This window comes from Paraburkholderia sp. (genome assembly GCF_028283785.1).
GTDB lineage: Bacteria > Pseudomonadota > Gammaproteobacteria > Burkholderiales > Burkholderiaceae > Paraburkholderia.
Map to the genome: position 1 here is coordinate 701773 of NZ_JAPWKB010000005.1, position 12331 is coordinate 714103.

A 12331-nucleotide genomic window follows, 5' to 3' on the forward strand; every position below is an offset into this window, starting at 1 on the left:
TATGTCGACACACGCCCGACAACGCAGCTCAGTGCATCGTGTCGGCTTCTTCGTTGACGACGTCCGCTTGCGGCACCGGCAACGACGTTGCGCGATAACGCTCGAACGCTTCGTCGGCGTAACGGATGCGCGTGCGGCCATGCGGCGCCGGCTCGCCGTTCGCGTCCGAGATTGACGAACACCATCTTCTCGACCGTCAGAATGCTCTTGCGCGTGATCTTGTTGCGGACTTCGCAACGCAGCGTGATCGACGTACGGCCGAAGTGCGTCGCGGTCATGCCCAGCTCGATGATGTCGCCCTGACGCGCCGAGCTGACGAAATTGATTTCCGACATGAACTTGGTCACCACGCGCTGGTTGTCCAGCTGGCAAATTGCATAAATGGCCGCTTCTTCGTCGATCCAGCGCAGCAGGCTGCCGCCAAATAACGTGCCATTCGGGTTCAAATCTTCGGGTTTAACCCATTTTCTGGTGTGAAAGTTCATTTTGGTTATGTCCTTGAGCGTGTGCGCGGTCCGAAGTCTTATATAAGAGCTAGGGTTAACGCTGACATTGTACCAAATAAGGGTTTTCCCCAATATTTCAACCGCACAAAAATTTTAGGTACGGCGGACGTGCCAATGCATCCGGCGCGCAACGCGCGTCCGGAGCATCTCGAACGGAGTTCAGGAAATTAAGCGGGGGAGAAACGCAAAGCGCCTGCGCGGCCGAGCGCGCGGCGCGCCGCCAGCAGCGTCTGGTTAGCCGAGCGGGCGTCGCCGGCAAGCTGGATCAGCGGCACGATCTGCGACGGCTGACGCAGCAATTCGCGAAGAATTGGCAGGATCGCCGTGCGGCCGTCGTCCTGCAAACCCGCTGTCGCCGCCGACGGCAACGAGCGCCACGCCGGATCGACGATCGCACGGCAGACGGCAAACGGCACGCCCAGTTCAGCGGCAACCGTCGCGGCCAGATGCGACTCCATATCGACCGCCAGCGCGCCCGTCGCGCGGTGAAGCGCGGCCTTGTCGTCCGCGCCGGTCAACGGCACGGCGACCGCTGCGATCGCGCCGCGTCGCAGCTTCGGCTTCAACGCAGGAAACGACGAACAGGCGTTCGCGATCCGCTCGGTCCATGCGGGATCGGTCGGAACGCGTCCTGCGGGACCCTCGACCGCGTCGGCGACGATCAGCGCGCCCGGCAGCAGATCGGGCGCAAGACCGCCCGCCGTGCCGAAACTGACGATGCCCGCGCAGCCGCGCGCGGCCAGCGCACGCAGCGCCGGTTCGAGCAACGCGCGACGCGCCGCAAAAACCGTCTCGACGCCGTCACGATCGGCGCCCTCGCCGGCTGCAATCCGCGCCTCGAACGCCATCCCGGTCACGAAGATCACCGGATGCCGTCCGTCCGCGCGCGCCGTCGTGCCACGCCCGGATGCAGCCATCACGCTGTCGCTCACGTCAAATCCCGACCGTGACGCGCTTCACGCCGTCACGCGTCATGTTGCGGTAGCGCGCAAGCGCCCACAGCGGGAAGAACTTGCGGTAGCCGTGGTAGCGCAGATAGAACACGCGCGGAAAACCGGTTGCCGTGAACAGCGTTTCGTCCCACAAACCGTGCTCTTTCTGTTCCCGCTGAAGATAAGCGACACCCCGCGCGACCGCCGGATGATTCACTTCGCCGGTCGCCATCAGACCCAGCAACGCCCATGCGGTTTGCGACGCCGTGCTGGCCGCCTGCTCGTAGCCGCGATACTCGAGCTTGTAGCTTTCGCCCGCTTCGCCCCAGCCGCCATCGACGTTCTGGATCGACAGCAGCCACTGCGCGGCGCGCTTCATACGCGGATCGTCATGCGGCAGACCTGCGGCGTTCAGCGAACACACCGCCGTCCACGTGCCGTACACGTAGTTCATGCCCCAGCGGCCGTACCAGCTGCCGTCGGCTTCCTGTTCCTTCAGCATGTAGTCGAACGCCCGGCGAGCTGGTTCGCTGTTCGACGGCATTTCGCCCAGTTGGGCGAGCATCGACAGACACCGGCCGGACACGTCGGCGGTCGGCGGATCGAGCAACGCGCCGTGATCGGAGAACGGAATGTTGTTCAGGTAGTACTGGGTGTTTTCGGGTTCGAACGCGCCCCAGCCGCCGTCGCTGCTCTGCATGCCGACCACCCATTCGCGCGCGCGGGCAATCGCCTCGCTATCGGCCGTGGACTGCGTCAGGCCCGCCGCGCGGTTCATCGCCATCGCGACGACAGCCGTGTCGTCGACGTCCGGGTAATGCGGGTTTGCGTACTGGAACGCCCAGCCGCCAGGACGCACGTTCGGGCGACGCGAGATCCAGTCGCCGCGCACATCGAGAATCTGCAACGGACGCAGCCAGTCGAGACCGCGCACCGCCGCGTCCTGCGCACGCGGGTCGCCGGTTTCGAGCAACGCGTGCGCGGCCAGCGATGTATCCCAGACAGGCGAAAGACACGGCTGGCAATAGGCTTCGTCGTCACCGATCACCAGCAGCTTTTCGATCGACTGACGCGCGATTGCGCGGTTCGGGTGATCGGCCGGATAGCCGAGCACGTCGTACATCATCACGGCGTTCGCCATCGCCGGGTAGATCGCGCCGAGACCGTCTTCGCCGTTCAGACGCTCATCGACGAACGCAACCGCCGAATCGATCGCGCGTTTGCGGGTGGCTTTCGGGAACAGTCCGTCGATTGCGCGCAGCACCACGTCGACACCACGGAAAAACGCGAACCAGTTCTTGTCCTGATGCTCGGCGCGCGCGTTCAGGCCCATGTTGACCGGAGCGGCACGGAATACTTCGTCGATCCGCACGCGACGCGGATTTCGCCCAACCGGGCGTTTCGCGTTCAGCACCAGCAGCGGCACGATCACCGTGCGCGCCCAGTACGACACCTTCGACAGATGGAACGGGAACCACTGCGGCAGCAGCATGATTTCGACCGGCATCATCGGCACCGCGCGCCACGTGGTCGCGCCGAACAGCGCGAGCTGGATACGCGTGAACACGTTGACGTTCTCCGCGCCGCCGACCGCGAGAATGGCGTCGCGCGCGCGGATCATGTGCGGCGCGTCGGCCGGATCGCCGATCATCTTCAGCGCGAAATAGGCCTTCACGCTCGCCGACACGTTCATCGCGCCGTCGGTGAACAGCGGCCAGCCGCCTTCCGGCAACTGGATGCGGCGCAGATAGCGCGCAATTTTCTGTTCGAGTTCGAGGTTCGGCTCCTCACCGAGGTAATGCACGAGCAGCACGTATTCGGCGGGAATCGTGGCGTCCGCTTCGAGTTCGTACACCCAGTGACCGTCCGGCTGCTGCGCGTCGAGAATCGCCTCGGTTGCGCGCGCGACGGCGGCGTCGAGCGCGGCTTGCGGCGCAGCATCGGCGGCATCCGGCGACATCGCGTTCAGCAGATCGGCCTGAGCGCGATCGATCAGGTCGGCGGGCGTGGCGATCGGCGTGACGCCATCAAGCGGCGGGGTATGGGATAAGTCGTTCATCAGCGTTCCATCGGTTCATTCAGCAGCGCGTCGACGGCCTTCTGGCCGGAGCGGATCGCGCCTTCAATCGTTGCGGGCAGGCCGGTGGCCGTCCAGTCTCCCGCGAGCATCAAGTTGTTCCAGCGCGTGCGCGTGCCGGGGCGGCGCATTTCCTGATCGGGCACGGCCGCGAATCCGGCGTGCCGGTCGATCTCGATCTGCCATGACGGCATCGGCTCGACCGGCAGATTCGCCGCTTTCGCGACGTCGGCCCAGATCGTTTTCGCGAGTGTTTCGCGCGGCGTATCGATCAGCCGTTCGGCCGCACCGACCGTCGCCGACAACCGTCCATCGAACGAGAACAGCCAGTCGGCGGTGCCGTTCAGCAAGCCGGTTACCGTCGGCAAGACCATCGGCGGATCGATTGCGAAATGCGCGCTGACGGTGGTTGTCGATCGGTTCGGCGCGGTCAATCCCGGCACCAGCGTTTGTGCGACATCGCCCGGCACGGCCAGCACGACCGCTTCGCCGGGTTCCAGCACGATCCGTTCGTCGCCGGCATGCAAGGCCGCGACGCGGCCGTTGTCGGCGAATTCAAGCTGCTTCAGCGGCGACTCGAGCCGGATCACCGCGCCGCCGTGCTGCAACAGCCGCAACGCGGGATCGATGAAAGCGCTGCTCAGGCCGTTACGCGCGACCAGCGGCCGGCACGCCTGGCCGCCCATCGACAGCGTGTCGCGAAATACCGCTGCGATCAATTCCGCCGTCGCGTCGCGCGGCTCGACATTGACCAGCGCGAGCAGAAACGGTCTCAGCAGACGATCCCACACCGGCCCGTTGCAGCGCATCGTCTCGGCGACCGTGCGGCCGGTTTTCGCGAACGGCAACGGCGCGAGCGCCAGGTAATCCGTGGGCAGCGTATTCGGCACGCGCACCGACGCATCGAAAATCCACCACGGAAAGCGCCCCGGCGACAGCTTGATGGTCCAGCGCGCGTTCGTGGCGAGATCCACGAACGGATAAACCGCCTGATCCGGGCCGGTCAGTTCATCGCCCGATCCGATGATCCGCGTGAAATTCAGCGTCGCCGAATTGCCCGACAACATCAGATGATTGCCGCTATCGATCGTCGCGCCGAGCGCGCGGTCGTAATACGTGCGGCACCGTCCACCCGCCTGCGAACCCGCCTCGTGAAGCACGACCTGCGCGCCACGCCGCTGCAGTTGCACTGCGGCGGACAGGCCGGCCAGTCCCGCGCCGATCACGTGGACGCGGCGCGGCATCAGAAGAACGCGTGCCGGGCGACGATCCACAACATCCGGACGCGCGGCTTGCGGACCTTCGTGCGCGGCAGATCGAAGCCACGATCGACCGTTTTCTCCAGCAGACAGCGATACACGCCGGACATGATGCGCGGCGCGCGCACATGCGCACGCGAGGCGGCGTCCATGATCCGGTCGGCGGCGGCGAAATGCTCGCGCGCCCGTTCGACCAGCGTCGCGCACACGCGCGGCAGCGACGGGTCGTCGGCGATTTCGGTTGGACTCGTCGTGGCGATGCCTTCGCGGGCCAGCAATTCGCGCGGCAGATAGCAGCGGTTGATACCGGCGTCTTCGTCGATATCGCGCAGGATATTGGTCAGTTGCAACGCGCGACCGAGATGATGCGCGAGCGCAATGCCCGGCGCCTCTTCCATCCCGAATATCCTCACCGACAGACGGCCCGCCGAACTCGCGACGCGGTCGCAATACAGGTCGAGCGTGGCTTCGTCGGGCGCGCAAATGTCTTCGGTGGCGTCCATCGCCATGCCGTCGATCATCGCGTGGAAATCGTCACGCTTCAGCTGAAACGTGTGAATGTGCCGCGTCAACGCGCGCAGCGACGCGCGCGGCGCACCGGCGTAGCACGCGTCGATGTCGGCGCGCCAGCGATCGAGCGCAGCGTGGCGTTCGGCGCGCGGCAGCTCGCTGTCGGCGATGTCGTCGACAGCGCGGCAAAACGCGTAAACCTCGTACATCGCATCGCGCTGCGCGGCCGGCAAAATGCGCATCGCGAGATAAAACGAGCTGCCCGAAGTGGCGGCAGCTGCGTCGGTGTCGGTATGTGTATCGTCCACGACAAGATTGGGAACAGCCAAGACGATCTCCGCTTAAGGCGTTGGGAAGCGGTCTGGAGTCATGCCTACGCAAGGCAGGCCGCCCGCGCGCGCGGCACGCGCGAAAAGACCGGCAGGGATGCCGGAAACGGCCAAAAGTATAACAATCTTTGCGAGACAGCGTCGATTTGGGGGCAGTTCTGCGCCTGATCCGTCGACGTTAAGCGGCGTTTCGCCCCGATCGCGACGGGCGTCGGATCGGGCGAAACGCGGTGCGAAAACTCAGGAAAACGCGACCGAGCGGTTGCGCCCTTGCCGTTTCGCGCTGTAAAGCGCAGCGTCGGCTTCGTTGATGAGCACGTCGTAGGCGGGCATGCCGGTGCGCGCGGACGCCGCGCCGACGCTGGCCGTCACCGGCACTTTCGCGTCCTGCACTTCGACCGGCAGCCCGCCGATGGTTTGACGGATCTTTTCCGCCACCAGCATCGCGTCGTCGAGCGGCGTGCACGGCAGCAGCAGCGCGAATTCCTCGCCGCCGAAGCGGCCGAACACATCCTGCGCGCGCACCACTTCCGCGACCCGCTGCGCCATCACGCGCAACACGGCATCGCCGACCAGGTGGCCGAATTGATCGTTGATCTTCTTGAAATGGTCGAGATCGAACAGCAAAACCGACAGATCGCCGCCGTAACGCTCCCAGCGAATATATTCGTCGCGCAGTCGCGCTTCGAAAAATCGGCGGTTCGCAATGCCGGTCAGGCCGTCGCGGTCGGCGTATTCCTGCAGCTTCGCGACCGCTTCCTCACGCTCGCGCTGAACGATGCTGACATGCGTCACGTCGCAAATCGTCACGCAAACGGCGACTACTTCGCGCTCGCGCGTCAGCGGCATGAAGGTGCAATCCTGCTGCATGAAATCGACGCCGCCGGTGATGGGCCGGTCGTGATCGAACTTGAACAGGTACGGACGCTGTTCCCACGAACTGAACGCGAAGCTGCCCAGCGTGAACACGCTCTCGATCTTGCGGGCCAACCACACGCGCGGCAGTTCCGGAAAACTCGCGAAGATCGACTTGCCGACCACCTGTTCCGGCGACAGGCCGCTGTGATCCTGCATGAAGCGGTTCCACATCACCACGTTCATATCGCGATCGAGCACGAAAATCCCAAAACCGACCCGCTCGACCACCAGATCGCTCAACGACGCTGAACCGACATTCATAGGCTGACTACTTCTCCATCAGATGCTGGCGAGCAGCGCGTCGAGCGCGCCGTTCATATGGCGGATCGATTCCTCGGCCATCAGCATCACGAGATGCGCGCGGAAGGTTTGATCTTCCAGCGCAAAATTGACTTCGACCAGCAGCGCGACTTCCCATGCAAGCACGCCCGGCTGGAACACTTCTTCGAGCGACATCTCCGAGCCCAGCAGACCCGGCGCCGAAAACACCGGCGTGCGGCCCAGCTGGTCGAGAATGCACGACACGCACGCGCCGGTCAGGATGTTCGCGACGTCGTAGATCAGTTCCTGCTCGTTGACGGCGTTGTAAGCCGAACCGGCATACGGATCGTTCACGAGCGCGCACAACTGGCCGATGCCGTCACTGCGGCAGATCACCAGCGCCTCGCCCTTGATATCCGAGCGAAACCCCTGTCGCACCGCGCTGACATTCTCGCGAATACCGGTCATTTCGCGCAGCGCCTGCGCCGCGCCGTCCACCGGCACGACCCGCACGCGCGGCACCGACAGTTCGATGAAAGTATCGAGCAGTTGTGCAAGCCGCGTCGCCGCCTGGCCCATCGCAAGATTCGCGACTTCCTGGAGCGCGTCGCGCTGATCTTCCGTCAGATTTGCCTCAGACATACAACCCGTACTCCTTGAGAATGGGCAGTACCGCCTCGGGAGTGACCGGCTTGCCGATAAACGCGGCAGCGCCGAGCGCGCGCACGCGCTCCTGCGCGATCGGCTGGACATCCGCCGACACGACGATCACGAACGTGTTGAGATCCTCGTGCTGCATCGCTTCCAGGACCTGAAAACCGGTCATGCCGGGCATCGTCAGGTCGAGGAACATTACCGACGCCTTGCCTTGCCGGTACAGCGCAAGCGCCTCGTTGCCGTTCTGCGCATACGAGATCTCGACATCCCAATCGGCCGGCAGCGCTTTGGTGAGCACCTTGCGGGCAAGCAGCGAATCGTCGGCGATCACAATGGGCAGGGGCATGAGCATTCGGTAAACGGAGTGGTCTCGTTCAGGTTAACGGCGGGGTTTCTGGAAACTTGAATGCGCGTCAGCAACTTTCCGTGCGAATTGTGGAAACGGCCAGGTCGACCGGCTGACGAGACGATGTGCGCGGGGAAAGCCGCATCGGCGGGAATGCGTATTGCAGGCGAGCGGACGGCGCGCGCACTGCGGTGCGAGCAATGACAACACTGGACGGGCGCGACGGCGCGCGTGTCCGTTGAACGATGATGACCGGCATATTCAAAACCTACCCCGTAGGTGAATCTGCGCGGCAATGACGCTGGTGACGTCTGCTGCCGCCGCGGCTCGATTCCGCGAACGGCGACTCCATCGCACATCGCGTGCGTTACTGGGTGGCCCTCGCGGCAGATACGTCCGGGCATCGCGGACGCAATATTTGTCGTGCGAGCGATTTTCAAAGCAAACAATCGAAAAGGCAATCCGCCAAAACTGTATCGATGAATAAAAAAACACCTCATTGTTAATCATAGCGAGAGAATTTAATCCAACTATCTGGATCGAATTATGTTTTTATCCTTTTGTGTACGTTTGCGCTACCTGATTTGTCGCTACTTTGCCGCCACTGACGGGAATAACTACCGCAGGAGAGAAGTCCGCCGCACACGCATCGCAAACGTTACGGCCCCTGGCGTGTCGTATGATGGTCGAACGCAGCTTTTTCCGTTCCAGACGATCGCAGCGGCATTTAAATGACACCTGAACGGTCCGAATCACTCCAATCGAGCCGCCTTGCTTCCGCCCGCCAGGACGAGGCGCTGTTCCCGGTCGTGCCGGAACAGAACTTTCACGTGCGCCGCATCACGCTGGTCGCGTTGCTGATCGCGGCGGTCGTGTTGCCTTGCGTGTACGTCGCGGCGATGGCGTTCACCGATCTGCGCGCCCGCGAAGCCGACGCCACCGATATGACCTTGCGCACCGTCCGCGTCGCCGAAGAGCACGCGCTCAAGGTGTTCGACATGAACGAAGCGCTCGACGCGCGCGTGGTCGATCTGGTCCAGAACTACGACGACGACGGCATTCGCGCGCAGGAAGGCTTTATCCACGACAAGCTGCGGCAGATGGGCGGCGGCTATCCGCAGGTCGCGGCGGTGTCCGTGTTCAGTCACGATGGCGTGCTGATCGCCAGCAGCCGGTTTTATCCGGCGCCCGCCGTGTCGATTGCGGAGCGCGACGACTTCACGGGCATTCGCGACGGCAAGGTGCTCGAACATGTGTCGAAAGTGATGGTCGGACACGTCGCCGGCGAACTCGTCTTCAATACCGGCGTGCCGCGTCGCGCGAACGACGGCTCGTTCAACGGCATCGTGTCGGTCGCGCTGCGTCCCAGTTATTTCAACGCGTTCTATCGCGAACTCCTCGGCGGCACCGAGTCGCCGATGACGATGAGCCTGACACGCACCGACGGCGCGTTTCTCGCGCATTACCCGTCCGCGCCCAATCAACCTACGATGGTCGACGCCCATTCGCCGTTCGCCGACGCGCTGGCGCAAGGGCGTCGCGCGGGCGTGGTCAGGCAGCGCTCCACATTCGACGGCGAAAACATGATCGTCGCGTTCCGGCGTGTCGGTTCGTATCCGGTCTACGTCGCGACGGGTTATCGCACGTCGGCGATCTGGGCCGGCTGGTACCGTCATCTGAGCGTGCTGATTCTCTCCATGTTCACGCCGTCGATCGTCCTGTGGTGCGTGATCTGGCTGTCGATGCGCCGTCTCGGCGCGGAAGAGGAAGCATGGGAACGCTGGCAGGCGGAAGCGTCGATGCGACGCTCGATCGAATCCGCATACCGCCAGTCGCGCAAGATGGAAGCGCTCGGCAATCTGGTCGGCAGCGTCGCGCACGACTTCAACAATCTGCTGATGATCGTCTCGACCAACGTGCAGATCGCGCGACGGCGCGGCGCGCCCGGCCTCGACCGCGAACTCTCGGCAATCGAACGGGCACTGAAGAACGGCCAGTCGCTGACGCGGCAACTGCTTGGCGTCGCGCGCAAACAGCCGCTACGCAACGAAACCGTCGCGGTCGAACGCTGGTTGCCGGGCTGCCGCGAATTGCTGCGCGCGTCGCTCGGCGCAAAAATTTCGCTCGTGATGGATCTCGGCACCGAAATGTGGTCGATGCGGATCGACGTCGCCGAACTCGAACTGTCGCTGATCAACATCGCCGTCAACGCACGCGACGCGATGCCGAACGGCGGCCGCTTCACCGTGCGCGCGAGCAACATCACGTTCCGCCATGAAGACGGCTTTCCGCTGACGGGCGATTTCGTCCAGCTTTCGCTCGAAGATACCGGCGTCGGCATGCCGCCGGACGTGCTGGCGCGAGCGTTCGAGCCACTTTTCACGACCAAGCCGAAGGGCATGGGCACAGGCCTCGGTTTGCCGCAGGTGTTTGCGTTCTGCGAGCGTTCCGGCGGCCTTGCCGCGATCGACAGCGCGATCGGCGCGGGCACGTCAGTGAGGATGTATCTGCCGCGCGCGGCCGGCGTGCCCGATGCCGAATTGCCCGCCGAACCGAACGTCGAGGACAACGCGCAACCGAACGGCCTGCGCATCATGCTGGTCGAGGACAACGACGAAGTCGCGGCGGGCACCGAAGCGTTGTTGCAGATGATGGGCCATCACGTCACGTGCATCTTCAACGCGGACACGGCGATGCGGATTTTCGACGACGCGCACGCGAAGCAGGCGCTGACCGGCGAGCCGCTGGGGTTCGACCTCGTGATCTCCGACATCCACATGCCGGGCATGATGAACGGCATCGATCTCGCGGAAGCGATCGAATCGTTCGAAAACCGGCTGCCGGTGATTCTCGTCACCGGTTATGCGGAAGAACTGGAACGCGCGCGCCACGTCGATGCGCGCGTGCTGTCCAAACCGTTCGATATCGCGTTGCTCGACAAGTTATTGCAGGGCATCCAGCGCGATCTTTCGCAAGCCAGCACGCATCCGGCGAGCTGAACGACGCTTTCCACACGTCGGCAACCCTCGTCATTTTGTAAAAGTGCGCCGTTCTGGTGCGTCTCCGACGCGAAAGCACGTCCGACAAACCCTGTTTTACAACGAAAGCGCTGACTGGCGGCGTTCGCGGCAAGCCCTGTCCGGCCGGGCGTCGCGCGGATTTTCGACGACGCGGCACGATCGTTGCGCGGGTGTTGTGCATGGAAGGCGGCGCGCCGTGCCCCGCCAGGCCAGCACAACGGAGACAGCCATGCGACACACCGTAATCGGTCTTTTCGACACGTACTCCCAAGCGGACGAAGCGCGCGACACGCTGGTTCAAACCGGCTTCGGGCGCGACACCATTGAATTGCAGGCCAACCCGGCGCACGCCGCTGGGACGATGCACGATCCGGCCGAACATGCCGGCGTCTGGGCGAATATCGAGCGTTTCATCTCCAGTCTGTTCGCACGTGAAACGCGCGTCGACGATGCCCGCCGTTATACCGATGCCGTGCGCGCCGGTGCGGTGCTGGTCTGCGTCAACGCGACCAGCGAAGCGCACGCGGAGCTCGCGCGGGACACGCTGCAACGTCTCGGCGCATCGGACATCGGCGAACGTCTGCCGGGCTGGGATGCGCCCGTCGAAGCGACACGCGAGCATTCGTTGCTCGATGAGCTGGGCTTGGGTGCGGTCACGCCGGTGCCGGGTGCAGCCACGCCGAGCGTGGTGCCGAACGAACCGCTGCAAGCCAGCCGTCCCGTGGACGCAGATCCGATGCTCGATGACGATCTGCTGAGCGGCGACCGTCTTGGATCGCGTCCGATGACAGCCAGCGAGCCGATCTCGCCGTCGAGGATCGACGACCCGATGGCCACGTCGCCGTTGATGGCCGACCCGCTGCGCGATCCGCTGGCGCCGATGACCGAACCGCTCGCCTCACGGCCCGCTGAGCCGGTTCCCGACGCCACTCCGGTCATCACGCCTGTGTCGCCCCTCGGCGATCCGCTGGTGGACCCGTACGCGCCCCGGATGGCGACCAACAATCCCGCTGCCGACGCAATTGCTGCCGGCAGCGTGCTGGGTGGCGGCGCGGTGATGCCGCCGCCGGTCGAAACCGTCCGCGAGACAGATCGTCCTTCGATGTCGATGGGATCGGCGAGCGCCGCGCGGATGGCAAACGCCGACACAATGCCGCCCGCCAGCACCGCGCCGAGCGGACGCGGCGCGACCTTGCCGGATGAATATCTGGAATACGAGGAAGACTTCCGCGGCCACTTCGACGATGCGTATGCCGCCGAAGGCTCGCGTTACGAAGACTACGTGCCCGCCTATCACTACGGCGCATCGATGGGCCACGACGCACGCTATAGCGACCGCGCGTGGGACGACGTCGAATCGGATGCTCGTCGCGACTGGGAAACCCGCGATGCAATGGGCACGGCTGGAGGCTCGTCGTGGGAACGCTTCAAGCTGGCCGTTCAGCACGGCTGGGAACGCGTGACCGGTCATCATCATCACGTGTAACGAAAACGCGGCGGCGTCCGACTGAAACCG

9 protein-coding genes and 1 pseudogene are annotated in these 12331 nt (G+C 64.2%); 2 read left to right on the forward strand and 8 right to left on the reverse strand.

Annotation, left to right across the window (positions count from 1 at the left end; genetic code table 11):
* Positions 1 to 28 precede the first annotated feature (28 nt).
* From PW947_RS07165 to PW947_RS07200, 8 genes and pseudogenes are all read right to left on the reverse strand, one after another.
* Positions 29 to 485, reverse strand: a pseudogene (locus tag PW947_RS07165) (hotdog domain-containing protein).
* A gap of 188 nt (positions 486 to 673) precedes the next feature.
* Positions 674 to 1423 (reverse strand): phosphorylase, encoded by a 750-nt coding sequence (locus PW947_RS07170; protein ID WP_299630621.1) that lies wholly within the window; start codon positions 1421 to 1423, stop codon positions 674 to 676.
* 16 nt (positions 1424 to 1439) lie between these two features.
* Entirely contained in the window at positions 1440 to 3497 is a 2058-nt protein-coding gene (shc, locus tag PW947_RS07175) for a squalene--hopene cyclase (protein ID WP_299630416.1), read from the reverse strand.
* Positions 3497 to 4759 carry a hydroxysqualene dehydroxylase HpnE gene (hpnE, locus tag PW947_RS07180; protein WP_299630417.1) on the reverse strand — a complete coding sequence of 421 codons (1263 nt, stop codon included), beginning with the start codon at positions 4757 to 4759 and terminating at the stop codon, positions 3497 to 3499. The genes shc and hpnE overlap by 1 nt, the downstream gene beginning before the upstream one ends.
* Entirely contained in the window at positions 4759 to 5613 is an 855-nt protein-coding gene (gene hpnD, locus PW947_RS07185) for a presqualene diphosphate synthase HpnD (protein WP_299630418.1), read from the reverse strand. The genes hpnE and hpnD overlap by 1 nt, the downstream gene beginning before the upstream one ends.
* Before the next feature lie 240 nt (positions 5614 to 5853).
* On the reverse strand, positions 5854 to 6792 hold the full coding sequence (locus tag PW947_RS07190; protein ID WP_299630420.1) for a diguanylate cyclase: 939 nt from the start codon (positions 6790 to 6792) through the stop codon (positions 5854 to 5856).
* Between the two features lie 18 nt (positions 6793 to 6810).
* Entirely contained in the window at positions 6811 to 7434 is a 624-nt protein-coding gene (locus PW947_RS07195) for a chemotaxis protein CheC (RefSeq protein ID WP_299630421.1), read from the reverse strand.
* A complete protein-coding gene (locus PW947_RS07200) occupies positions 7427 to 7795 on the reverse strand; it encodes a response regulator (RefSeq protein WP_299630422.1) in 369 nt (122 codons plus the stop codon). The genes PW947_RS07195 and PW947_RS07200 overlap by 8 nt, the downstream gene beginning before the upstream one ends.
* 731 nt (positions 7796 to 8526) lie before the next feature.
* Between PW947_RS07200 and PW947_RS07205 the strand changes: the two genes are divergently transcribed.
* The gene (locus PW947_RS07205; RefSeq protein ID WP_299630423.1) at positions 8527 to 10794 is read left to right on the forward strand and encodes a hybrid sensor histidine kinase/response regulator; all 2268 of its coding nucleotides are present in this window, start codon (positions 8527 to 8529) and stop codon (positions 10792 to 10794) included.
* A 250-nt stretch (positions 10795 to 11044) separates the two neighbouring features.
* Positions 11045 to 12301, forward strand: a complete 1257-nt coding sequence (locus PW947_RS07210; RefSeq protein ID WP_299630424.1) for a hypothetical protein — start codon at positions 11045 to 11047, stop codon at positions 12299 to 12301.
* The last annotated feature ends 30 nt before the right edge of the window (positions 12302 to 12331 follow it).